This is a genomic window from uncultured Thioclava sp. (genome assembly GCF_913064665.1).
GTDB classification, from domain to species: domain Bacteria; phylum Pseudomonadota; class Alphaproteobacteria; order Rhodobacterales; family Rhodobacteraceae; genus Thioclava; species Thioclava arctica.
On record NZ_CAJYBT010000009.1, the window covers coordinates 72,503 to 93,383 of the forward strand.

General features: G+C 61.3%; 26 protein-coding genes and 1 tRNA gene. 15 read left to right on the forward strand and 12 right to left on the reverse strand.

Going from position 1 to position 20,881, the window contains the following annotated elements; all coding sequences use genetic code 11:
* Positions 1-15: 15 nt before the first annotated feature.
* From QZ571_RS05635 to QZ571_RS05650, 4 genes are all read right to left on the reverse strand, one after another.
* Entirely contained in the window at positions 16-528 is a 513-nt protein-coding gene (locus QZ571_RS05635; RefSeq protein ID WP_295532734.1) for a hypothetical protein, read from the reverse strand.
* 68 nt (positions 529-596) lie between these two features.
* Entirely contained in the window at positions 597-923 is a 327-nt protein-coding gene (locus tag QZ571_RS05640; protein ID WP_295532735.1) for a hypothetical protein, read from the reverse strand.
* 227 nt (positions 924-1,150) lie between these two features.
* The gene (locus tag QZ571_RS05645) at positions 1,151-1,456 is read right to left on the reverse strand and encodes a hypothetical protein (protein WP_295532736.1); all 306 of its coding nucleotides are present in this window, start codon (positions 1,454-1,456) and stop codon (positions 1,151-1,153) included.
* A 264-nt stretch (positions 1,457-1,720) separates the two neighbouring features.
* Positions 1,721-1,810: transfer RNA gene (locus tag QZ571_RS05650), tRNA-Ser, on the reverse strand.
* Positions 1,811-2,023: 213 nt separating this feature from the next.
* On the opposite strand from QZ571_RS05650, the gene QZ571_RS05655 reads away from it, so the two are divergent.
* The 7 genes from QZ571_RS05655 to QZ571_RS05685 are packed head-to-tail and all read left to right on the forward strand — an operon-like array spanning position 2,024 to position 8,540.
* A complete protein-coding gene (locus QZ571_RS05655; protein WP_295532737.1) occupies positions 2,024-2,992 on the forward strand; it encodes an SPOR domain-containing protein in 969 nt (322 codons plus the stop codon).
* A 7-nt stretch (positions 2,993-2,999) separates the two neighbouring features.
* The gene (locus QZ571_RS05660) at positions 3,000-4,175 is read left to right on the forward strand and encodes a D-alanyl-D-alanine carboxypeptidase family protein (RefSeq protein ID WP_295532738.1); all 1,176 of its coding nucleotides are present in this window, start codon (positions 3,000-3,002) and stop codon (positions 4,173-4,175) included.
* Positions 4,176-4,178: 3 nt separating this feature from the next.
* Positions 4,179-4,787: a dTMP kinase gene (gene tmk, locus QZ571_RS05665; RefSeq protein ID WP_295532739.1), complete on the forward strand. Its 609-nt coding sequence runs from the start codon at positions 4,179-4,181 to the stop codon at positions 4,785-4,787.
* Between the two features lie 10 nt (positions 4,788-4,797).
* Entirely contained in the window at positions 4,798-5,922 is a 1,125-nt protein-coding gene (locus QZ571_RS05670) for a DNA polymerase III subunit delta' (RefSeq protein ID WP_295532740.1), read from the forward strand.
* A 40-nt stretch (positions 5,923-5,962) separates the two neighbouring features.
* Positions 5,963-6,781 carry a TatD family hydrolase gene (locus tag QZ571_RS05675; protein ID WP_295532778.1) on the forward strand — a complete coding sequence of 273 codons (819 nt, stop codon included), beginning with the start codon at positions 5,963-5,965 and terminating at the stop codon, positions 6,779-6,781.
* The gene (locus tag QZ571_RS05680) at positions 6,778-7,596 is read left to right on the forward strand and encodes an MBL fold metallo-hydrolase (RefSeq protein ID WP_295532741.1); all 819 of its coding nucleotides are present in this window, start codon (positions 6,778-6,780) and stop codon (positions 7,594-7,596) included. Before QZ571_RS05675 ends, QZ571_RS05680 begins: the two co-directional genes overlap by 4 nt.
* Complete coding sequence (locus QZ571_RS05685) at positions 7,593-8,540, forward strand: AEC family transporter (protein ID WP_295532742.1); 948 nt, start codon at positions 7,593-7,595, stop codon at positions 8,538-8,540. Before QZ571_RS05680 ends, QZ571_RS05685 begins: the two co-directional genes overlap by 4 nt.
* Here QZ571_RS05685 and irrA read toward each other — a convergent pair.
* Complete coding sequence (gene irrA, locus QZ571_RS05690) at positions 8,537-8,977, reverse strand: iron response transcriptional regulator IrrA (RefSeq protein ID WP_295532743.1); 441 nt, start codon at positions 8,975-8,977, stop codon at positions 8,537-8,539. The two genes, QZ571_RS05685 and irrA, sit on opposite strands and share 4 nt — an antisense overlap.
* A gap of 139 nt (positions 8,978-9,116) precedes the next feature.
* Here irrA and fabA point away from each other — a divergent pair, with 139 nt between their 5' ends.
* From fabA to QZ571_RS05710, 4 genes are read left to right on the forward strand one after another with little or no spacing between them, the layout of a single operon-like run.
* On the forward strand, positions 9,117-9,626 hold the full coding sequence (gene fabA, locus QZ571_RS05695) for a bifunctional 3-hydroxydecanoyl-ACP dehydratase/trans-2-decenoyl-ACP isomerase (protein WP_295532744.1): 510 nt from the start codon (positions 9,117-9,119) through the stop codon (positions 9,624-9,626).
* 28 nt (positions 9,627-9,654) lie between these two features.
* Complete coding sequence (gene fabB, locus QZ571_RS05700; protein WP_295532745.1) at positions 9,655-10,881, forward strand: beta-ketoacyl-ACP synthase I; 1,227 nt, start codon at positions 9,655-9,657, stop codon at positions 10,879-10,881.
* A 26-nt stretch (positions 10,882-10,907) separates the two neighbouring features.
* Complete coding sequence (locus QZ571_RS05705; protein WP_295532746.1) at positions 10,908-11,696, forward strand: SDR family oxidoreductase; 789 nt, start codon at positions 10,908-10,910, stop codon at positions 11,694-11,696.
* A gap of 49 nt (positions 11,697-11,745) precedes the next feature.
* Entirely contained in the window at positions 11,746-12,417 is a 672-nt protein-coding gene (locus QZ571_RS05710; protein WP_295532747.1) for a haloacid dehalogenase type II, read from the forward strand.
* Positions 12,418-12,420: 3 nt separating this feature from the next.
* On the opposite strand, the gene QZ571_RS05715 is transcribed toward QZ571_RS05710, so the two are convergent.
* Positions 12,421-13,017: a hypothetical protein gene (locus QZ571_RS05715; RefSeq protein ID WP_295532748.1), complete on the reverse strand. Its 597-nt coding sequence runs from the start codon at positions 13,015-13,017 to the stop codon at positions 12,421-12,423.
* Positions 13,018-13,077: 60 nt separating this feature from the next.
* Between QZ571_RS05715 and QZ571_RS05720 the strand changes: the two genes are divergently transcribed.
* Together QZ571_RS05720 and QZ571_RS05725 are read left to right on the forward strand one after the other, a co-directional pair.
* Positions 13,078-13,899 carry an alpha/beta hydrolase gene (locus QZ571_RS05720; protein WP_295532749.1) on the forward strand — a complete coding sequence of 274 codons (822 nt, stop codon included), beginning with the start codon at positions 13,078-13,080 and terminating at the stop codon, positions 13,897-13,899.
* Positions 13,900-13,909: 10 nt separating this feature from the next.
* Positions 13,910-14,806, forward strand: a complete 897-nt coding sequence (locus tag QZ571_RS05725; RefSeq protein ID WP_295532750.1) for a DMT family transporter — start codon at positions 13,910-13,912, stop codon at positions 14,804-14,806.
* 56 nt (positions 14,807-14,862) lie between these two features.
* Here the strand turns inward: QZ571_RS05725 and efp are convergent, their stop codons facing one another.
* The gene (efp, locus tag QZ571_RS05730) at positions 14,863-15,432 is read right to left on the reverse strand and encodes an elongation factor P (RefSeq protein WP_295532751.1); all 570 of its coding nucleotides are present in this window, start codon (positions 15,430-15,432) and stop codon (positions 14,863-14,865) included.
* 99 nt (positions 15,433-15,531) lie between these two features.
* Here efp and epmA point away from each other — a divergent pair, with 99 nt between their 5' ends.
* Positions 15,532-16,563 (forward strand): EF-P lysine aminoacylase EpmA, encoded by a 1,032-nt coding sequence (gene epmA / locus QZ571_RS05735; protein ID WP_295532752.1) that lies wholly within the window; start codon positions 15,532-15,534, stop codon positions 16,561-16,563.
* A 4-nt stretch (positions 16,564-16,567) separates the two neighbouring features.
* Here the strand turns inward: epmA and QZ571_RS05740 are convergent, their stop codons facing one another.
* From QZ571_RS05740 to QZ571_RS05760, 5 genes are all read right to left on the reverse strand, one after another.
* The gene (locus tag QZ571_RS05740) at positions 16,568-16,945 is read right to left on the reverse strand and encodes a DUF2237 domain-containing protein (protein ID WP_295532753.1); all 378 of its coding nucleotides are present in this window, start codon (positions 16,943-16,945) and stop codon (positions 16,568-16,570) included.
* 16 nt (positions 16,946-16,961) lie between these two features.
* Positions 16,962-18,122 carry a serine hydrolase gene (locus QZ571_RS05745; protein WP_295532754.1) on the reverse strand — a complete coding sequence of 387 codons (1,161 nt, stop codon included), beginning with the start codon at positions 18,120-18,122 and terminating at the stop codon, positions 16,962-16,964.
* 178 nt (positions 18,123-18,300) lie between these two features.
* Complete coding sequence (locus QZ571_RS05750; RefSeq protein ID WP_295532779.1) at positions 18,301-18,783, reverse strand: winged helix DNA-binding protein; 483 nt, start codon at positions 18,781-18,783, stop codon at positions 18,301-18,303.
* Between the two features lie 143 nt (positions 18,784-18,926).
* Positions 18,927-19,202, reverse strand: a complete 276-nt coding sequence (locus QZ571_RS05755) for a succinate dehydrogenase assembly factor 2 (protein ID WP_295532755.1) — start codon at positions 19,200-19,202, stop codon at positions 18,927-18,929.
* Positions 19,199-19,579, reverse strand: a complete 381-nt coding sequence (locus QZ571_RS05760) for a helix-turn-helix domain-containing protein (RefSeq protein WP_295532756.1) — start codon at positions 19,577-19,579, stop codon at positions 19,199-19,201. The genes QZ571_RS05755 and QZ571_RS05760 overlap by 4 nt, the downstream gene beginning before the upstream one ends.
* A gap of 82 nt (positions 19,580-19,661) precedes the next feature.
* Between QZ571_RS05760 and QZ571_RS05765 the strand changes: the two genes are divergently transcribed.
* The gene (locus tag QZ571_RS05765) at positions 19,662-20,864 is read left to right on the forward strand and encodes a pyridoxal phosphate-dependent aminotransferase (RefSeq protein WP_295532757.1); all 1,203 of its coding nucleotides are present in this window, start codon (positions 19,662-19,664) and stop codon (positions 20,862-20,864) included.
* Positions 20,865-20,881: the final 17 nt, after the last annotated feature.

Here is a 20,881-nt window from a genome sequence, read left to right on the forward strand (position 1 = left end):
AGACAGGGTGCCGGGTCAGAACGGGTTTTGTTGCGCACGGAATTCCCAGACGGTGACCTTGCCATCCTTGTTGGCGTCCGCAGCTTCGTAACTGGCCTGCGCCTTTGCCATGAACTCGGCCAGCGTCACATTTCCATCGCTATCGGCGTCCATATCTTTGAATCGCGCGGCGCGGTTGACATAAAGCCGCTCAACATTCCTGCGCCCCATCGGCATGGACGACGGTGCGCTGTCCATATACTCATCTTCGTTGATCTGGCCGCTTCCGTCAGCGTCAAATTGGGCAAATCCAACACTGGCATGTGTCGATGCCTCAGCCGCACTGACAAACCCGTCGCCGTCTGTATCAACCGGGCGCGCCATCATGCCCATTCCGCCGCTACCATAGGGTCCATACCCCAACGGCATGACCTGCATCATGTCGTCATTTTCAGAGTCACCATCCGCCAGAACGACCGTCCCGGTTGCCAATGCGGCCATGGCTGTGGTTGCGGCCACCAAGCCGCGAATTGAAATGTATTTGGGCATCTTGGTCTCTACCTTTGTGTTAGGGAAAGAAGTGCCGATCACAGCGATCTGACCGGCACCGCTGAAAATCAATTATTACCGGAGCCGCCCGAACCTGCAGAATCCGGGGCGCAGTCTCTGGCCTGCTCCTTGGTCTGGTCCTTGTCCTGAACTTGGTCGGCACATGCCTGCAAACGATCATGTTCGCGCAAAAGCGTGGTGCAGGCGTCTGATGACACACCATCGCAATCTTTAAGCTGATCTCGAATCCTTAACAGATCGGCGCAATCGCTTGCCCCCAAGGAACCGCAATCTTGAAGTTGGTCGCGGTCCTGAGTTTGGTCCTGCGCCACAACCATGTTGGGAACAGTGATGCTCATCGCAAGCGCAAACGTTGAAATCATAGCGAGTTTCATAACCTTTGTCCTTTCCTGATATCTGTTTCCGAAGATCAAGTTTCACATGGCCGCGCCGCCACTCCATTGATCCTGATCAACCCACCAAGATCGCCTGCCAAGAATAGGCGAAGAACCGCCGAACGACGGCGTAGGTCGCCGTTCGGCCGAGGATGCACAACGCCCCAGATTATCGCCCCGGAACAGCAGTTGCGCTGTTCCGGGGCATCTCAGTGTCGGCGCTGTGATCAGTCGTCGCTGCTCTCGCCGCTGTCGCCATCACTTCCGTCTTCGCCGTGGCTTTCGCTGTCCCGGTCATTTTCCCGCTCTTGGTACTCGTCGCGTTCGCGGTATTCTTTCCGCTGCGTGTATTCATTGCGTTCGCGGTACGTGTTGCTCTCGTCCGACATTTTGGTTGAGACGAACTCGTAAGCGTTCCGAAACGCGTTTCCGTATTCGTTATTGTCGGACTTGCCCGATGCTTGGGCGGCGCCTAGTGCGGCAAAACCAACGGTGGTTGCCAGTGCGGTCGTGAAAAGGATTGTACGTTTCATGCTATCTTGCTCCATATCGACGTTGCGAGAGGCGTGTTTGCCGTCTCTGATGCAGCATTGATGACACGAGTCGCCTGACACGCCGCTGACGGGGATTGTCAGCAGATTGTCAGCTGGCAATTGATCGAAAACAGGCGTGAAAAGCCTGTAGGGCATCCTTTTCATTGGCTTTGCGCTACCAGCTTTGCCGCAGAACCGGGGGGGGGGGCGGTCACATCATCAGAGCCGATATTTATCGGGAAAAATCTGGCATATGGAGGATAGTGGCGGAAGCGGTGGGATTCGAACCCACGGTACGGTTCCCCGCACGCTAGTTTTCAAGACTAGAGCCTTAAACCACTCGGCCACACTTCCATCCGCGCTCGCATTAGCCCGGTTCACGCGATTCTGAAAGCCTTTCGCGCCGATTTCCGCCCGCCTTGTGCAGCGCAGCTTTTCATGAGCCGGGCAACGCGCTAGGATCACGCGCGAAGGCGCTGGCTGCACAGGCCGTTTCAGGCTGTACAGGACAGGATCGCTGACGGGGCAGATAGAAGCGGGACAACCGCGCGAAGCAAGGGGCGAAGGATGAAACGGCAGCAGATGCAGGAAAACGGTTTGCGCATGCGCGCATCGGCAGTGGCGCTGATTTTTGGGGCGGGTTTGGCGCTTTCGGGCTGTCAGGATGGCGCAAAACCCTTTGATTTCCTAAAGAAAAAGCCTGCAGATGACAGCAGTGCCGACGCGGCTGCGACCCCTTCCAAAGCGACCAAACTGGTCGAGCGCGATGTCGAAGCGCCGCAGGTGTTTTCCGTTGATGAGCAAGGGTTGTGGGACGGGCGTCCGTCATTGGGCGGTGTCTGGGTTGCGCATCCCAAAGTCAAAGACCCCGAGCGCGTGATCATTCGCAACCCGAGCAATGGCAAATTCGTGATCGGCGCGCTGTTCCGGCGTGAAATCGACAATCCGGGACCGAAGCTGCAGGTCAGTTCGGATGCGGCCGACGCGCTTGGCATGCTTGCGGGCGCACCGACGGAATTGTCTGTCGTGGCGCTGCGCCGCGAGACGGCTCCGGTTGCGGATGAAACCACGCCATTGGTCGACAAGCCCGTGATCGCCGCGCCCGAAAAAGTTGAACAAAAATCGCTCGATGCGGTGACCAGTACGGCGGCAGGCGCAATCGCCAAGGCTGAGGCAACGGGCAAAGCCGCCGCAAAAGCTCCGGCCAAACCCGCGATCGGCGAAGCCCCGACCCCTGCACCCGCCCCCGCACCGCCCGTTGCGGAACCGCAGACGCCTGCTAAATCCATGGTCAAAGCGCCCGCAGGCAAGATGTATATCCAGATCGGTATCTTCTCGGTCGAGGCCAATGCCAAGCGCGCCCAAACCCAAATGGGCAAGGCCGGTGTGATCGCGACAATCAAGAAAGAGCAAAGCCAAAACAAAACCTTCTGGCGTGTGATCGCAGGGCCTGCGCCCTCCAAATCCGATCTCAACGCGCTGAAGACAACCATTCACGGGCTCGGCTATCCCGATGCCTACCCCGTCTCGAACTAGGATCGATATGAAACTTACCCGACTGATATTTGCCACGCTGCTGGGGGCGCTGATCGCCCTGCCCGCCTTTGCCTTTGACACCAAGGCGCGCGCGGCCTGGGTCTATGATGTGACGACGAAAACGGTGCTGCTGGACAAAAACGCCGATATCCCGCTGCCCCCGGCGTCGATGTCGAAACTGATGACGCTCGATCTGCTGTTTGAGGCGCTCGAAGATGGCCGCATCACGATGGACACGACCTTTCCGGTCTCGGCCCATGCGCAGTCGATGGGCGGCTCGACGATGTTTCTCAACACCACCGACCGGCCCGCCGTGAAAGACCTCATTCAGGGGATCATCATCAATTCGGGCAATGATGCCTGCGTGACCATCGCCGAGGGGCTGGCCGGATCAGAGCCAGCCTTTGCCAAGCTGATGACCGAACGTGCCCATGAACTGGGCATGAAGAACTCGATGTTTGCCAATGCAAGCGGGTGGCCCGACCCCGGTCAGCGCATGTCGATGCATGATCTGGGTATCGTTGCCGATCGCATCATCACCCATTTCCCGCAATATTATCACTTCTTCAGCGAGACCCATTTCAACTACAAGGATCGCGCCCCCGCCAATGCGCAAAACCGCAATCCTCTGTTGGAAATCAAGGCCGCTGACTGGAAGGCCGATGGCATGAAAACCGGCCATACGCAGGAATCGGGCTATGGTTTGGTGGGCTCTGCGGTGATGGGAAATCGTCGGATTCTGTTCATCCTGTCGGGCCTTGATTCAGAAGCTGCGCGCGCTCAAGAGGGTGAAGCGGTCGCGAATTGGGCCTTTCGCCAATTCGTGATGAAAGACGTCGCCAAGGCGGGCACGCAGCTGGCGCAGGCCTCGGTCTGGCTGGGCGCGCAAAGCAGCGTCGGGCTGGCCCCGGAAAGCGACCTCTCGCTGCTGATCCCGGCCAATGCGCAAGATAAGGTCAAGGCCGAGGCGGTGTTTGACGGCCCTGTGTCCGCGCCCATCAAGAAGGGGCAAAAGCTGGGCAAGCTGGTCATCACGGTGCCCGGTCTGGATGCCCCGCGCGAAGTGGCGCTGGTGGCGGAAAACGACGTCAAACGCGGCGGCTTCATGGTGCGTGTCAAGGCCGCTATTGCGCGTCTTGGCGGCAAGGCCTTCACCGCCGCGATGCAAAAGGTCAACAGCTAGGGTATGTTCATCAGTTTCGAGGGGATCGACGGGTCGGGCAAGTCGACGCAAGCGCGGATGCTGGCCGAGTCCCTGCGCACGCGCGGGTATGACGTGGTGCTGACGCGTGAACCGGGCGGCTCTCCCGGTGCCGAGGAAATCCGCCGTCTCGTGCTGGAGGGCGACCCTGATCGTTGGTCGGCGCATACTGAAATCCTGCTGTTCACCGCCGCGCGCCGGGATCATCTGGAACGCGTGATCGAACCTGCGCTTGCGACGGGCAAGGTGGTGATTTGTGATCGCTTCGCCGATAGCACGCGGATGTATCAGGGCCTCTCGCGCGGCGATCTGCGTGCACTGGTAGATCAGTTGCACGCGCTGATGATCGCCCGCGAACCTGACCTGACGATCCTGATCGACATCGACCCCGCCACTGGCCTCGCGCGCGCCAAAGGGCGGCAGGGCAGCGAAGAGCGGTTCGAAGATTTCGGCCTTGGCTTGCAGCAAAAAATGCGCGCCGGATTTCTGGATCTCGCGCGCGAATTCGCGCCCCGTTTCGCCGTGATCGACGGCGCGCGCGCATCTGAAATAATCGCGCAAGACGTGCTGGAAACCGCCCTCGCCAAGCTCTAGAGTGGCGGGCATGAGCGCAGCCGACCTCCCCGACCCAACCCTCGCGCCCGGAGCGCGCCACCCGCGCGAAACCCGCGTGTTGGTGGGTCAAACCCGTGCCGAAGAAGATTTCCTCGACGCCTTCAATATGGGGCGGCTGCATCACGGCTGGCTGCTGACCGGTCCGCGCGGCGTTGGCAAGGCCACGCTCGCTTGGCGCATCGCGCGATTCCTGCTGACGCGCCCCGATGACAGCGGGCCGGGCCTGTTTGGCGAACCCGACCTGCCCCACAGCCTTGATGCCGATCCCGATCACCCGGCGCTTGCGCGCATCACGGCTGGCTCGGAGCCCGGTATTTTCACGCTCAAACGCGGCCCCAATGAAAAGGAAACCGCGCTGTCGCAAGACATTCGCGTCGATCAGGTGCGCAAGCTGAAATCGTTCTTGCACCTGTCCGCGACCGAGGGCGGGCGGCGCGTGGTGATCGTGGATGCCGCCGATGAGCTCAACATTCAGGCCGCCAATGCGTTGCTCAAACTGCTTGAGGAACCGCCCCCGCGCGTGACCTTCCTGCTGATCGCGCATCAACCCGCGCGGCTGTTGCCCACGATCCGCTCGCGCTGTCGCGAATTGCGCCTCGGCACGCTGTCGCCCGAGCAGATGGAAGCCGCCCTCGCCGCCGCCGAAGACGAGGGCGAGCCGCCCGAGTTGGATCACCATGCGCTGGCGGCGCTGTCGGGGGGCTCGGTCGGGGCAGCGATCCGGCTGATCAATCTTGAGGGCATGACGCGCTATGCCAATCTGATTAAGCTGATGGCCACCCTGCCCCAGCTGGATCGTCTTGGTGCGATTGCGCTGGCCGAGGGTTGCGCAGGAAAAACCAACGAGGCGCGTTTTGATCTGACGCTGGGCCTTGTCGAGTTATTTCTGGCCCGCGTAGCGCGCACCGGGGTTGCGGGCGCGCCTATGCCACAGGCCGCACCGGGCGAGGCGGAGTTGCTGACCCGGCTGTCTCCCGATGAACAGGCGGCGATGAAATGGGCCCGGCTGCATCAGACGCTGGGGGCGCGCGCGCGTCATGGCCGGGCGGTCAACCTTGACCCTGCCGCCTTGGTGATGGATATCGTGCTAGAGATCACCGCCGCTGCCGCGTGAGCCGCGCGAAAGGAGCCTTGTTTTGACCCTCCCCCCCGAGATCACCGCCCCCACTGAAATCACGGACAGCCATTGCCACCTTGATTTCCCCGATTTCGCGGGCGAATTGGATCAGGTCGTCACGCGCGCCAATGCCGCCGGGGTGACGCGGATGGTCACGATCTGCACCAAGCTGAAAAACGAGCCTTCGGTGCGCGCGATTGCTGAAACCCATAAAGGTGTGTTCTACGCTGCGGGCACCCATCCGATGAGCGTGGCCGAGGAACCGATGACATCGGTCGAAGAACTGGTTGCGCTGGCCCAGCATCCGAAATTCGTCGGAATTGGCGAAACCGGGCTGGATTACCATTACACCGCCGAGAGTGCCGAGGCGCAAAAGGTCTCGCTACGCGTCCATATCGCGGCCGCGCAGGAAACCGGCTTGCCGCTGATTATCCATGCGCGCGATGCTGATGAAGATATGGAAGCGATCCTGACCGAGGGGATGCGCGCCAAGCCCTATCCCTGTGTCATGCATTGCTTTTCCTCGGGTCCGCGTCTGGCGCAGGCGGCGATTGATCTGGGGTTCTACCTGTCGATGTCGGGCATCGCGACCTTCCCGCGCAGCCAAGAGGTGCGCGATATTTTCGCCGCCGCGCCGCTTGATCGCATCCTCGTGGAAACCGACAGCCCCTATCTTGCCCCGCCGCCCCATCGCGGGCGGCGCAACGAGCCCGCCTATTCCGCACTGACCGCCAAGGTCGGGGCCGATGTGTTCGGAATTTCTCTCGAAGACTTCGCCGCCGCCACGCAGGCCAATTTCGATCGGCTGTTTGCGAAAGCCGCCCAACATGGCGAGCGTGGGAGTCTCACGCCATGAGCCGCCTGCGTTTCACCATTCTGGGCTGCGGCTCGTCGGGCGGCGTGCCCCGGATCGGCAACCACTGGGGCGAATGCGACCCGAACAACCCAAAGAACTACCGCCGCCGTTGCTCAATGCTGGTGGAGCGCATCACGCCGCAGGGCCGCACGCAGGTGCTGATCGACACCACGCCCGACATGCGCGCGCAACTGCTCGATGCCGGTGTCGGCACGCTCGACGCGGTGGTCTACACCCATAACCACGCCGATCATGTCCATGGCCTCGACGATCTGCGCCAGATCGTGTTCAACATGCGCAAACGCCTGCCCGTCTGGGCCGATAGCGACACGCAAGAGGCACTGCTGAACCGCTTTGCCTATGCGTTCGTGCAGCCCGCTGACAGCAATTACCAACCGATTTGCGATCTGCATGCGATCCGCCATGACAAGGCCTTCGAGGTCACTGGCGCGGGCGGCGCGATCCGCTTTGAGCCCCTGCGGGTCGAACATGGCAATATCGACGCGCTTGGCTTTCGCATTGGCCCGCTCGCTTATCTGCCCGATGTCTCGGCGATTCCTGATCCGGTTTGGGCGCATCTTGAGGACCTCGATTGCTGGGTACTCGATGCGCTGCGCCGCACGCCCCATCCGACCCATGCCCATCTGGCGCGCGCGCTGGAATGGATCGAACGCGCTCAGCCCGCAAGTGCGGTGCTGACCAATATGCATATCGAACTGGATCATGACACGGTGGCGAACGAAACGCCCGATCATGTGCGCCCGGCTTATGACGGGATGGTGTTGGAGTTTGCCGCCCCTGCGAGCGCCGCATGAGCGTTCTCATCGACGTTATCCTGCCGGTCTTTCTGGTGCTTGGTTTTGGCTATGTGGTCGCGTGGCGGGGGCTGTTTTCCGAAGCGGCCGTCGATGGGCTGATGCGCTTTGCGCAGAATTTCGCGGTGCCGGTCTTGCTGGCGCGCTCGATTGCCAATCTTGATCTTGGGCAAAGCTATAACTGGGGCATGATGAGCGCGTTTTATGCCGGGGCGCTTGTGGCCTTCGCCATCGGGATCGCAGGGGCGCGGGCGATGGGGCGCACCGGGCCGGAAAGCGTCGCCATTGGCTTTGCCTGCCTGTTTTCCAACTCGCTGCTGCTGGGTGTGCCGATCACCGAGCGCGCCTATGGCGCCGATGCGCTGTCAGGCAATTTCGCGATCATCTCGATCCATGCGCCGCTGCTGTATACTATCGGCATCCTCACGATGGAGGGCGTGCGCAATCACGGCACGGGCGCGGGCCTTGGCCGGGTTGGTATGAACGCGCTGGTGGGGGTGATGCGTACGCCGCTGGTGATTGGCATCCTGACCGGCTTTGCAATCAAGATCGCGACCACGCTGACGGGCTATCCCCTGCCCCATCCGCTGCGCGAGGCGATGAATATGATGGCGCAAGCGGCGCTTCCGGCAGCGCTGTTCGGGCTGGGCGGCGTTTTGTATCGCTACCGCCCTGAAGGTGACACCCGTGCCATCGCAATGGTCACCGGGCTGTCCCTGCTGGTGCATCCCGCGATCACGTATTCGCTGGCGCATTTCGCCTTTCATGTGGATACAAACGCGCTGCGCTCGGCCACGCTGACGGGCGCGATGGCACCGGGCGTGAATGCCTATCTGTTTGCCAATATCTATGGGGTTGGGCGACGCGTTGCTGCCTCGGCGGTGCTGATCGCCACGGCGCTGTCGATCCTGACGATTTGGGGCTGGCTGGCGATCCTGCCCTAGGTGGGGCTGCCTTGAGTGCGCCGCACCCGGATCACCACATCCACACGCGTCACCTGTGCCCCTGCGGGGGCTTTGGGCACGCGGATCAGTTCCAACTCTTCTGCGGGGGCGTCCGAAATCCGGTTCTCGTCTTCCCAGAAGAAATGCGGGTGATCATCCATACGCGTGTCGAAATAGCTGCGCGAGCCATCAACCGTGATCTCATGCATCAGCCCAGCCTCGCAAAAGGCGCGCAAGGTGTTGTAAATCGTGGCCAATGAGACCCGTTCGCCCGCGTCACGAGCTGCAGCAAACAGGCTTTCGGCGGTGACATGACGGTTTTCACCATCGCCCACCAAAAGGGCAGCCAATGCCAGACGTTGGCGCGTCGGGCGCAAGCCTCCTTCGGCCAGCCACGCCCGTCCACGCTCTTGCATTACTGTTATTCTTGCGGGCATTAGACCTCTCCTCAGCCCCAATATGCCCCTTCGCTAGTAATATTTCAATGGATCCCCCGTGGTGGCCTTGCCCTTGCGCCGATCAGGGCGGCAATGATAGAGGATTGAAAACGCACGGCAGAACCGGGAAGGAGCACCGATGGCAGGGTTTCCGACAAGCTTCGGGAAAGAAGATCTACTCAAATGCGCCCGCGGCGAGCTATTTGGCCCCGGCAATGCGCAGCTTCCTGCACCGCCAATGCTGATGATGGATCGCATCACCGAAATCTCGGGTGATGGCGGTTTGCACGGTAAAGGCCATGTGGTCGCCGAGTTCGATATCACCCCCGATTTGTGGTTCTTTGACTGCCACTTCCCCGGCAATCCGATCATGCCGGGCTGTCTGGGCCTTGATGGTCTATGGCAGCTGACCGGGTTCAACCTTGGCTGGCGCGGCTGGCAGGGTCGCGGTTATGCGCTGGGTGTGGGCGAGGTCAAACTGACCGGCATGGTGCGCCCCGATCGCAAGATGCTGACCTATAAAGTTGATTTTACCAAAGCGATCCAGACGCGCCGCCTGACAATGGGCGTGGCCGATGGCATTGTTGAGGCCGATGGAGACGTGATCTATCAGGTCAAGGATATGAAAGTCGCGCTCTCGGAAACCTGAGCGCTAGAGAGAGAAAATGGAGGGCCGCATGCGCCGTGTCGTCATTACCGGGCTGGGCATCGTCTCGCCCATCGGCAACTCAGCCGAAGAAGTCACCGCCAGCCTCAAGGCCGGAAAATCGGGCATCACCTTCCAGCCCGAATATGCCGAGCTGGGCTTTCGCAGTCAGGTCGCGGGCGTGCCCGATATCGATCTGGCCGCCAATATCGACAAGCGCCAGTTGCGCTTTATGGGGCCGACAGCCGCCTATGCCTATATCGCGATGGCGCAGGCGATTGCCGATGCTGGTCTTGAGCAATCGGATATCTCCAACGAGCGCACCGGCCTGATCGCAGGCTCGGGCGGTCCGTCCACCTCGAGTTTCTTTGCCGCACACCAGATCGTTCAGGAAAAGGGCAGCCCCAAGCGGATCGGCCCGTTCGCGGTCACCAAATGCATGTCCTCGACCGTCTCGGCCTGCCTCGCCACGCCGTTCCAGATCAAGGGCGTGAACTACTCGATCACCTCGGCCTGCTCGACCTCGGCGCATTGCATCGGCAACGCCTGCGAGCTGATCCAGATGGGCAAGCAGGACATGATCTTTGCCGGTGGCGGCGAAGAGGTCGACTGGACGCTGTCCTGCCTGTTCGACGCGATGGGCGCGATGTCATCCAAGTATAACGACGCGCCCACCACCGCTGCGCGCGCCTTCGATGCGACCCGCGACGGGTTCGTGATTGGCGGCGGCGGCGGGATGCTGGTGCTTGAAGAGCTTGAGCACGCCAAAGCACGCGGCGCGAAAATCTATGCCGAGATCACCGGTTACGGCGCGACCTCGGATGGCTATGACATGGTTGCCCCGTCCGGCGTGGGCGGTGAGCGGGCGATGAAACTCGCGGCCTCCACCCTGCCCGAGGGACGCAAGATCACCTATATCAACGCCCATGGCACCTCGACCATGGTCGGCGATGTCGTCGAGGTTGAGGCCGTGCGCCGCGCGCTTGGCGACGATCACGCGCCGATCAGCTCGACCAAGTCGATGACCGGGCATGCGCTTGGCGCGGCGGGCGCGAATGAGGCGATCTATTCGCTGCTGATGATGCAGAACGATTTCATTGCGCCCTCGATCAACGTCACCCAGCTGGACCCCGGCATTCGCGAAGGCGAAATCGCCACCAAGCTGGTCGAGAATGTGAGCCATGATTCGGTGCTGTCCAACAGCTTTGGCTTTGGTGGCACGAATGCCTCGCTTTTGATGAGCAAATACAAAGACTAAATCTAAAAATCTCGGCGAGGACGGACATGGCAGATCTGATGAAGGGCAAGCGCGGCCTCGTGATGGGCGTCGCCAATGAGCGCTCGATTGCGTGGGGCATCGCCAAGGCTTTGGCCGATGAGGGCGCGGAACTGGCGTTTTCCTATCAGGGCGAGGCGTTTGGCAAGCGGGTCGAACCGCTTGCCGCCAGCGTCGGGGCCAGTCTGCTCGTCGATGTCGATGTGAATGACGACGCCTCGATGGATGCGGCTTTTGCGCGGCTCAAGGACGAATGGGGCAGCCTTGATTTCGTGATCCACGCCATCGCATTCTCCGACAAGACCGAGCTGGCGGGCCGCATCATCGACACCTCGCGCGACAACTTTAAGAACTCGCTCACGATTTCCTGTTATAGCTTCATCGACGTGGCCAAGCGGGCCAGCGAATTGATGAATGACGGCGGCTCGATGATCACGCTGACCTATATGGGCTCGCAGCGCGTGACGCCGTTCTACAACGTGATGGGCGTGGCCAAGGCAGCGCTGGAATCAGCCGTGCGCTATCTCGCCGCCGATCTGGGGCCTGACGGCATTCGCGTGAACGCGATCTCGCCCGGTCCGATGAAAACACTGGCCGGCGCCGCGATTGGCGGGGCGCGCAAGACCTTCCGCCATACCGAAGCCAACGCACCCTTGCGCCACAACGCCACGCTTGAGGCCATCGGGGGCACCGCCGTCTATCTGTGCTCAGATTACGGCGCGTGCACCAGTGGCGAGATCATCTCGGTCGATAGCGGCTATCACGTCATGGGCATGCCCGCCGCCGATAACCTCTAGGCGCGCCTCGGTTCGGCGCGCTAGACTGCTGCGCAAGGGAGGACCATCCATGTCCATTCAGCTATGTGTTTTCGATGCTTACGGCACGCTTTTTGACGTCGACGCCGCCGCGCGCGATCTGGCGATAGAAGAGCCGCGCCTGCACGCGATCTGGCCGAGACTGGCCGCTGATTGGCGGCGCAAGCAGTTGGAATATAGCTGGCTGCGCGAGATCATGGGCGAGTATGTCGATTTCTGGCAACTCACCCGCGACGGGCTGGATTGGGCGATGGAGGCACAGGGGCTGAATGACCCCGATCTGGCAGACCGGTTGATGGCGCTCTATCGCGCATTGCCCGCCTTCCCCGAAGTCCCCGAGATGCTGGACGCGCTGCACCATCGCGGTGTCGGGCGCGCGATCTTGTCCAATGGCGCGCCAGATATGCTGGAATCTGCGGTGCAGGCGGCCGGGATTGGGCATCTGCTTGATGAGGTGATCTCGATCCACGATCTTGGCCAATACAAACCCGCAGGCGCGGTCTACGCGCTGGTGGCCAAACAGATGGGCGTCGCCCCTGAACAGACCGTGTTTGTGTCCTCCAACGGCTGGGATGCGGCGGGCGCGGCCAAGGCGGGATTTCGCGTACTGTGGGTCAATCGTGCGGGCGCGCCGGTTGAACGGCTGCCCTATAAACCCGCCGCCATCCTAAGCGATCTGCGCGCCGTGCCCGACAAGCTTTGACGCCTAGCGGTCGTCTTTCATCTGGCGCAGCGCATTGCGCAGCCGCACAGTCTGCGCATTGAACGCCTCCGGGTCGCCGTAATCGACGAAATCGAGATAGCGCGCATGTTGGCCGTGCAACCGACGCGCATGTTTGATCGGGCACCAGAATTGCTCGGTGCGCGCGGCCACCTCACTCACATAGCTCAGCAGCCCGTTGCCATAGCCGCAATAAACACAGTTCAGCTTTTGTAACGCATTCAGATAGGCCAGATGCTGGCGGTCGATCGCAATGTGATCGGCGCGTTTGACCTTGGCGATGCGATAGATCGGGAAACAGATCGCCTGATAGATCGTGATGAAAATATCCAGTACAATGAAGGGGATGATCAGCGAATAGATCACCGGAGATGTCAGCACCACCATCGGGCGCGTGCGCTTAAGGAAGATCCACAGATTCACCCGAGCGCGCCGCTGCGCCTCACGCGCGCTTTGCTCGAACACCACGCGGTTATGTTCCAGCCGATAGGCCATCGCAGCGCGGCGCGTCGCCCATTCCGCCTCGATTTCCTCTTCGATCGCGTTCAGTTTTTCGTGCAATTTTTCGAGTGTTTCGGGCATGACGCTCTCCTTTGAACGCAGTATGATCCGAGCAGCCGCAGCAATCCAGAGGAGACCGCCATGAAGTTCTTCACCGCCGATGACGGGGCGAAACTAGCCTATCTCGATGAGGGCGCGGGCGTGCCGGTTCTGGCCTTGTCGGGTCTGACGCGCACGGTGCAGGATTTCGACTATGTGGCGCCTCATCTCGACGGCATCCGTTTGATTCGCATGGATTATCGCGGGCGCGGGCACAGCGCGTGGACCGGACAGGAAAGCTATAACGTGCCACGCGAAGGGACGGATGCGCTGCAACTTCTTGACCATCTTGGGCTGGACAAGGCCGCGATCTTGGGCACCTCGCGTGGCGGGCTGATCGGGATGTATCTGGCGGCTACGGCGAAAGATCGGCTGATCGGGCTCGCGCTCAACGATGTGGGCCCGGCGCTGAACACGGACGGGCTGAACAAGATTTTCGACTATATCGGACGCAATCCGGCAGCCAAAACCCATGCCGAAATGGCTGCAAAACTGCCCGCCGCGATGACGGGCTTTGCCAATGTACCCGAGGGCCGCTGGCTAAGCGAAAGCCAGCACCACTACACCGAGACCGAGGCGGGGCTGAAAATCAACTACGATCCCGCCCTGCGCGAGGCATTTCTGGCGGCCTTCAAAGGTGGCGTGGCCGAGGTTTGGCCGCTGTTTGACGCAACCGAAGGCCTGCCGCTGGCGCTGATCCACGGTGCGAATTCCGATCTGCTGAGCGAGGCCACGGCGCAGGAAATGCGCGCACGTCGCCCCGACATGATCTACACATCGGTGCCCGACCGCGCCCATATCCCGTTCCTCGACGAGCCCCAATCGCTGGCGTCCCTGCGGGCGTGGATCACCAAACTGCCCTGATGTCTTACGCATGAACGAAGCCCGCATCACCCTGATCGCCAGCGCGATCACCCTTGCGACCGGCGTAATCTGGGGCCTCTATTGGCTGCCCGTGCGCGCTTTGGCCGATCACGGTTTCGCAGGTGCCTGGGGCAGTTTGGTGATCACGCTGGGCGCGCTGATCGTGCTGGCGCCTATCGCCTATGCGCGCCGCCACACCATCGTGCGTAGTTCCAAATTTGGCCTGTTTTCCATTGCCTTGGGCGGCGCGGCCTTCGCGCTATATTCAATCGGGTTTCTTTATGGCCGGGTCGCACTGATCATCCTTTTATGGTGCCTCACCCCGGTCTGGAGCACGCTGATCGCGCGCTTCATCATGGGCTGGCCAACCCCGCGGCTGCGCATCGTGGCGATGATCGTGGGGATTGGCGGGCTTGCGCTAATGCTGGGTGCGGGGGGCGGATTGCCGTTGCCGCGAAACTTGGGCGAATGGATGTCGCTGCTCGGGGGCTTTTTGTGGTCGATCTCAACCACCGGCATGCGCGCGAAATCCACTCTGCAACCGGGGCCTGCCGCCTTTGTTTTTGCGCTTGGCGCGGTCCTCGCCTGCGCGCTGCTCGCGCCGATCTTGCAGCCCATACCCAGCACGTTTGAGCCACGCGCGCTGCTTGCGCCTCTCGCCCTTGCGCTTTTCACCGGAGCGCTGTGGTGGGGGCTGTCGCTCGCGGCCTTGATGTGGGCCACGGTGCGCATTGATCCCGCGCGCGTGGGCATCTTGATGATGACCGAGGTGGTGGTGGGGGCCGCCTCGGCTGCGGCCCTTGCCCATGAAACGCTTTCACCCCTTGAACTCGCGGGCGGCACGCTGGTTCTGGCGGCCGGTGTGCTGGAACTCTGGCCCGTCAAACCCGCCCGCGCCCCGGCGTGAGCGCATAGAAAAGGCGCCCCGAGAGGCGCCTTTTGCGTGCAACCGTGGCGACAGAATCAATCCTTGGCGCGCTCTACATAGGTGCTGTCGTCGGTGTTGATCACGATGCGCGTGCCCGCGCCGATATGGGGGGGCACCATGACGCGGATACCACCGGTGCAGGTCGAAGGCTTATAGCTTGATGACGCGGTCTGCCCCTTGACGACCGGCTCGGTTTCCTCAACCTCAACGGTCACTTTCTGGGGCAGTTCGATTGCAATCGCAGCCCCTTGGAACGTCTTGAGATAAACCCGGAGACCATCGCGCAAGAACACCTTGGAATCGCCAATCACGTCCTCTTGGACCGCAATCTGCTCATAGGTGTTGGGGTCCATGAAGTGATAGCCCTCGCCATCCTCATAGAGGAAATCATACTCGTCATCCTCGACATGAGCGCGCTCGACCTGCTCGGTGGTGCGCCAGCGTTCAGACACTTTGGTGCCGTCGGAAATGCGGCGCATATCGACCTGCGTCACTGGCGTTCCCTTGCCGGGATGGATGTTTTGGGCCGTGATCACGACATACAGCTTGTCGTCGATTTCAAGCACATTGCCCTTGCGGACCGAAGACGCGATGACTTTGACCATGGGATATCCCTTGTGAATTCGCAAAAAACAGGCTCTGGCGCCCGGATTGCTGAGCGCCTAAACCATTTGAACCCGGATTTCCAGCCTGAAAGCCACGCTATGCCCCGCCCCTTCTGGCATCCTGACCGCCATGCCGACCGCCGCCCCGCGCTGCTTGCGCGCAATCGCATTCAATCAGCGATCCGCGGCTGGCTCGCCGATGAGGGCTTTCTTGAGGTCGACCCGTGCGCGCTGCAAATCAGCCCCGGCAATGAGGCGCATCTGCACGCCTTCTCCACCCAAGCCATCGGCAATGACGGGCATCCGCAGACTATGTATCTGCACACCTCGCCCGAGTTTGCGATGAAAAAGCTGCTCGCGGCGGGCGAAACCCGGATCGCGACCTTCTCCCATGTCTGGCGCAACCGCGAGCGCGGGCCGCGCCACAGCCCCGAATTCACCATGCTGGAATGGTACCGCGCGGGCGAGGATTACACCGTCCTGATGCGCGATTGCGCCACGATCCTGCAACTGGCGGCGCAGGCGGCGGGGGCCACCCTGCTTCGCCATAACGGCGTTGACTGCGACCCGTTCGCTTTGCCCGAGCGACTCTCGGTGGCCGAGGCATTTGCGCGTTTTGCCGGAATCGATCTGCTGGCAACCTGCGACGGGGCGGCAACCGATGCCGAGGCCCTGCGCGCGCAATGTGCGGACGCAGGCTTTGGCGTGGCGGATGACGACAGCTGGTCGGATATGGTCTCAAAGCTGCTGGTCGCCAAGGTCGAGCCGCATCTGGGCCATGGTCGTGCGACAATCCTCGATCGCTACCCGCTGGCCGAAGCCGCACTCGCCCGCCCCACCCCCGACGATCCGCGTCTTGCCGAGCGGTTTGAGCTATACGCTTGCGGGGTCGAGCTGGCGAACGGCTTTGGCGAGCTGACCGACGCGTCCGAGCAACGCCGCCGTTTCAGCGCCGATATGGACCTCAAAGAACAGCTTTACGGCGAGCGTTATCCGTTGGACGAAGACTTCCTCGCCGCACTTGACCTGATGCCCCCGGCTTCGGGGATTGCGCTGGGGTTTGACCGGCTGGTGATGCTGGCCACCGGCGCGCCCAAGATCGACGACGTGATCTGGGTGCCGGTGGGCTGAGGCGCTACTTGCTTTGCGCGGCATGTTCCTTAAGGACGGCCAGCGACACTTCGCGCAGCGCATCACGATGGGTCGAGGCAAGCATGACCTTGGGCGCGCAGCCCTCAAGCGCCGCATCGGCAAACCGCGCCGCGCACAAACACCAGCAATCGCCCGGTTTGAGTCCGCCAAACCCGTATTCAGGGCGCGGCGTGCTCAGGTCATTGCCGACATATTTCGACCAAGCCAGAAATTCGGCCGTCATCAGCGCGCAGACCGTGTGAGAGCCCGCATCCTCCCAGCAGGTGTTACAACTGCCATCGCGGAAAAAACCGGTCATCGGGCGCTTGGAGCAAGGCTGCAACGCCTCGCCCAGCACATTCACCGCTTCATACATCTGCATCGCGCATCGCTCCCTTTCACAAAGCTTCCGCGATGCGCCGCAGCATGGCAAGGTTTTCCGCGTCCACACCAGCCTCTTTGAAGCCGCGATCCGCGGAATTGACCGCAATTACGGCATTATGGGCGGGGTTGATGTAGATATATTGGCCGTAAATCCCGTGGGCGAAATAATCGCCGCCATGTTGGGCCGTATCTGTGGGCACCCACCATTGATAACCATAGCCCGCCCCGCCCGGCGCTTGCAGTGAGGTTGAGGCCTTAACCCAATCGGCGGGCACGATCTGGCGGCCCTGCCATTGCCCATTTTGCAGGAATAGCTGCCCAAAGCGCGCATAATCACGGGTGCGCAGGTTCAGCCCGCCAAGCACAAAGGATGTGCCCTCACCATCCGTTAACATCACTGGTGAGGCCTCCAGCCCCAGCGGCTTGATGATCAGATCGTCCATCGCCACCGCCGGATCAGCCCCCGTCGCCCCCGCGATCACCATGCCCAGCACATGGGTGTCAATCGAGACGTAATGCATCCGCGCGCCGGGATCAGCCGCGCGCATCTTCAGCCCAGCGGCGAAATCATCCATCGACCCGCCCAGCGCCAGCACCCGGCCCATGCGATTGATGTCGGAATTGTAGTCAAGGTAGTCCTCGTTGAAAGCTACCCCCGAGGACATCGTCAGCACATCGCGAATGCTCGCCCCGTCATAGGCCGAGCCTTTGAGCGCGGGCGCATATTGCGTCACCTGCGCGTTTAGATCGGGGATCGTGCCGTTGTCATGCAAAATACCGAAGGTGGCGGAGAGAAAGGATTTCGCCACCGACCAGCTAATGCGTTCATCATCGGGCTTGGTGTCGCGGTAATAGTGCTCAAACACTTGCTGGCCGTTATGCAAGACCACCAGCCCTGTCACCCAGCGCCGGTCAATCCAATCCTGCGCGCCTGTAGGCAGCGTGATCTGCGCCCCCTTGGGCAAAGGCACCACCGGCCCCGCGCCGCGATCAAGAACGCGCGAGCGAAACAGCGACGGCATATTCGAAAAATTAGCCGTGATCCGGTCGGCATTGAACAGGTGATTGACCGCCCAAAGCCGCGCGATTTCCTGACGCTTCCAAATCGCCAGCCCCGCCACGACGATCACCAAAACAGCCAGTATCCGCAACGTCCAACGCAGAAATTTCCGCATAGTCCCCTCCCCAGGATTATTTGGAACAAAGCAAACACGCGCCGCCCCGCTCTCACAAGCAGGACGGCGCGTCACCACGGAAATTTGCGGGTCGCTTTGGCGCGGCATCGCCCAGCGCACGGACCCCCAGCGCACGGCACATTACCGCGTGCAACGCAGGCTTCGCTGCCGCGTGCGATCAGTAAATATAGCGGATCTGATCAGACCAATAGCGTTCCATCCGGCGCAGCGTGTGATTCATCTCCTCCATCGCCTCGAACGAGATCACACCGCGCACATCCATACCGTTGGCATGACGTTCAAACAGTGCCTCAACCTTCTGGCGCAAATCATTGCCCTTGGGCGTCAGGCGTACCCGCACGGAGCGGCGATCAATCTCACAGCGCTGGTGGTGCATATAGCCTGCTTCAACCAGCTTTTTGAGGTTATAAGACACGTTGGAGCCTTGGTAATAGCCGCGTGTTTTCAACTCACCCGCCGTGACCTCATTCTCTCCAACATTGAATAGCAAAAGCGCCTGAACCGGATTGATCTCAAGGATATTGAGTCTTTCAAACTCATCCTTAATCACATCCAGAAGCAGGCGATGAAGCCGCTCTAACAGCGCGAGGCTGTCCAGATAGCCCGCCATCAGCCCCGGCATTCCCGGCGCGGGCGTCATATCACTTACCGATTTCTGCACGGTCATTCGATTCTCCGCGAGTTCGCATCCACAGATGTAAAACTGGCGGAAAATGGCAAAGATACCGTTAAGCAGCCCAAACGCTTGTTATTTGGGCGATTTTCGCACGAAATCGCGCGTCCTTACTCCTGCGGAGTGTGGCGCGCGCGGGCAAATTCGCCGATCTCGGCCAGCAAATCCCGATACTGCGCCGGGCCGGGCTGCGCCCCCGACACCCATGGGTAGAGGTCTTGATCGTTCTCCTCAAGCAAGAGGTCATACAGATCAAGGCTGGGCGCATCGAGCCCAGCAAGCCGCGCGTCCGAGAACGGCCCGAGGATCATGTCCATCTCTTTGGTGCCCCGCCGCCAACTGCGCATCCGCATCCGCTTGATCCGTGACTCTGCCGTTTCGCTCATTCGTTCTCTCCTGCCATAAGCCGCTTTTCCAACCGGCCCAGCCGCGCATCCAGCTCTTCAAGGCCAGAGCGCACTTCGCGGATCTCGCGCACAAGGGCACGATCCGCCCCCGGCTCTGCCACCAGATCGGGCGGACCGTCAAGCCCCGCGCCCTCGCCCGTGAGCAACCACATCAGCGTCACGTTCAGCATCCCCGCCAGCATCTGCAGCCGATTGGCGCGTGGCTCGGCCACGTCATCTTCCCACGCCGCAAGCGTTTCAAACCGCACGCCCAGCTTTTTGGCAAGATCTTCTTGGCTGAGCCCCGCAGTTTCGCGCGCACCGGCCAAACGGTCGCCAAAGGTCGCACTCGCCTCGCCATACCAATGATCGGTCATGATCGACTCCTGCTCTGTCTTGATTGCACTCGCGCGCAAGCCTAAGACCGTTGGCGCAAAGTTACAAACCGGAGACGACCCGATGGCCTTTCTTTCCGACACGCTCGCACGGGTGAAACCCTCTCCCACGGTCGCCATGACGGGCAAGGTCGCCGAGTTGCGCGCCGCGGGGCGCGATGTGATCGGCTTGTCGGCGGGTGAGCCCGATTTCGACACGCCCGACACTATCAAAGCCGCCGCCAAGGCCGCAATCGACGCGGGGCGCACGAAATACACCGCCGTTGACGGGATTGCCGAACTCAAGGCTGCAATCTGCGCCAAATTCGCGCGCGAAAACGATCTGACTTACACGCCGTCGCAGGTCTCGGTTAGCTCTGGCGGCAAGCAGGTGCTGTTCAATGCGCTGATGGCCACGCTCAACCCCGGTGATGAGGTCATCATCCCGACGCCCTATTGGGTGAGCTATCCCGACATGGTGTTGATCGGTGGCGGCACGCCGGTTTTCGTTCAAGGCGAGGCGGCGCGGGACTACAAGATCAGCCCCGAGGCACTGGAAGCCGCGATCACACCCAAAACCAAATGGTTCCTGTTCAACTCGCCCTCCAACCCCTCGGGCGCGGCCTATTCGCGTGATGAATTGCGCGCGCTAACCGATGTGCTGATGCGTCACCCGCAAGTCTGGGTGATGACGGATGACATGTATGAACATCTCGTCTTTGACGGGTTCGAATTCACCACGCCCGCGCAGGTCGAACCGGGGCTGTATGAGCGCACGCTGACCGTCAATGGCGTCTCCAAAGCCTATGCGATGACGGGCTGGCGGATTGGCTATGCGGCGGGGCCGGAACCGCTGATCGCGGCGATGCGCAAGGTGCAGTCGCAGTCCACCTCCAACCCCTGTTCGATCAGCCAATGGGCGGCGGTTGAGGCGCTCAACGGCCCGCAAGATTACATCGCCACCTCGTGCGCGGCGTTCAAGCGCCGCCGTGATCTGGTGGTGGCGGGCCTCAACGCCTGCCCCGGCATCTCCTGCCCCACGCCCGAGGGCGCATTTTACGTCTATCCCTCGATCAAAGACTGCATCGGCAAGACCACCGCTGGGGGCGCCAAGATCAGTGATGACGAGAGCTTCGCCAACGCCTTGCTGGAAGAGGGCGACGTGGCTGTGGTGTTCGGCGCGGCCTTCGGGCTTTCGCCAAACTTCCGCATCAGCTACGCTACCTCAGATGAGGCGCTGCTTGAGGCTTGCGCGCGCATCAAACGGTTTTGCGAAGGGCTGCGATAAGGCGGAAAACGGCCAGC

Excerpts from the sequence above, each read along its gene's own strand:
- QZ571_RS05720 (WP_295532749.1), top strand. The coding sequence starts at position 13,078 with ATGAAGTTCTTCACCGCCGATGACGGGGCGAAACTAGCCTATCTCGAT.
- QZ571_RS05635 (WP_295532734.1), bottom strand. The coding sequence starts at position 528 with ATGCCCAAATACATTTCAATTCGCGGCTTGGTGGCCGCAACCACAGCC.
- QZ571_RS05745 (WP_295532754.1), bottom strand. The coding sequence starts at position 18,122 with ATGCGGAAATTTCTGCGTTGGACGTTGCGGATACTGGCTGTTTTGGTG.
- irrA (WP_295532743.1), bottom strand. The coding sequence starts at position 8,977 with ATGCCCGCAAGAATAACAGTAATGCAAGAGCGTGGACGGGCGTGGCTG.
- QZ571_RS05710 (WP_295532747.1), top strand. The coding sequence starts at position 11,746 with ATGTCCATTCAGCTATGTGTTTTCGATGCTTACGGCACGCTTTTTGAC.
- fabA (WP_295532744.1), top strand. The coding sequence starts at position 9,117 with ATGGCAGGGTTTCCGACAAGCTTCGGGAAAGAAGATCTACTCAAATGC.
- QZ571_RS05750 (WP_295532779.1), bottom strand. The coding sequence starts at position 18,783 with ATGACGCCCGCGCCGGGAATGCCGGGGCTGATGGCGGGCTATCTGGAC.
- QZ571_RS05705 (WP_295532746.1), top strand. The coding sequence starts at position 10,908 with ATGGCAGATCTGATGAAGGGCAAGCGCGGCCTCGTGATGGGCGTCGCC.
- QZ571_RS05765 (WP_295532757.1), top strand. The coding sequence starts at position 19,662 with ATGGCCTTTCTTTCCGACACGCTCGCACGGGTGAAACCCTCTCCCACG.
- QZ571_RS05685 (WP_295532742.1), top strand. The coding sequence starts at position 7,593 with ATGAGCGTTCTCATCGACGTTATCCTGCCGGTCTTTCTGGTGCTTGGT.
- QZ571_RS05655 (WP_295532737.1), top strand. The coding sequence starts at position 2,024 with ATGAAACGGCAGCAGATGCAGGAAAACGGTTTGCGCATGCGCGCATCG.
- QZ571_RS05680 (WP_295532741.1), top strand. The coding sequence starts at position 6,778 with ATGAGCCGCCTGCGTTTCACCATTCTGGGCTGCGGCTCGTCGGGCGGC.
- QZ571_RS05725 (WP_295532750.1), top strand. The coding sequence starts at position 13,910 with ATGAACGAAGCCCGCATCACCCTGATCGCCAGCGCGATCACCCTTGCG.
- QZ571_RS05645 (WP_295532736.1), bottom strand. The coding sequence starts at position 1,456 with ATGAAACGTACAATCCTTTTCACGACCGCACTGGCAACCACCGTTGGT.
- QZ571_RS05640 (WP_295532735.1), bottom strand. The coding sequence starts at position 923 with ATGAAACTCGCTATGATTTCAACGTTTGCGCTTGCGATGAGCATCACT.
- efp (WP_295532751.1), bottom strand. The coding sequence starts at position 15,432 with ATGGTCAAAGTCATCGCGTCTTCGGTCCGCAAGGGCAATGTGCTTGAA.
- QZ571_RS05755 (WP_295532755.1), bottom strand. The coding sequence starts at position 19,202 with ATGAGCGAAACGGCAGAGTCACGGATCAAGCGGATGCGGATGCGCAGT.
- epmA (WP_295532752.1), top strand. The coding sequence starts at position 15,532 with ATGCCCCGCCCCTTCTGGCATCCTGACCGCCATGCCGACCGCCGCCCC.
- QZ571_RS05760 (WP_295532756.1), bottom strand. The coding sequence starts at position 19,579 with ATGACCGATCATTGGTATGGCGAGGCGAGTGCGACCTTTGGCGACCGT.
- QZ571_RS05670 (WP_295532740.1), top strand. The coding sequence starts at position 4,798 with ATGAGCGCAGCCGACCTCCCCGACCCAACCCTCGCGCCCGGAGCGCGC.
- tmk (WP_295532739.1), top strand. The coding sequence starts at position 4,179 with ATGTTCATCAGTTTCGAGGGGATCGACGGGTCGGGCAAGTCGACGCAA.
- QZ571_RS05660 (WP_295532738.1), top strand. The coding sequence starts at position 3,000 with ATGAAACTTACCCGACTGATATTTGCCACGCTGCTGGGGGCGCTGATC.
- fabB (WP_295532745.1), top strand. The coding sequence starts at position 9,655 with ATGCGCCGTGTCGTCATTACCGGGCTGGGCATCGTCTCGCCCATCGGC.
- QZ571_RS05715 (WP_295532748.1), bottom strand. The coding sequence starts at position 13,017 with ATGCCCGAAACACTCGAAAAATTGCACGAAAAACTGAACGCGATCGAA.
- QZ571_RS05740 (WP_295532753.1), bottom strand. The coding sequence starts at position 16,945 with ATGCAGATGTATGAAGCGGTGAATGTGCTGGGCGAGGCGTTGCAGCCT.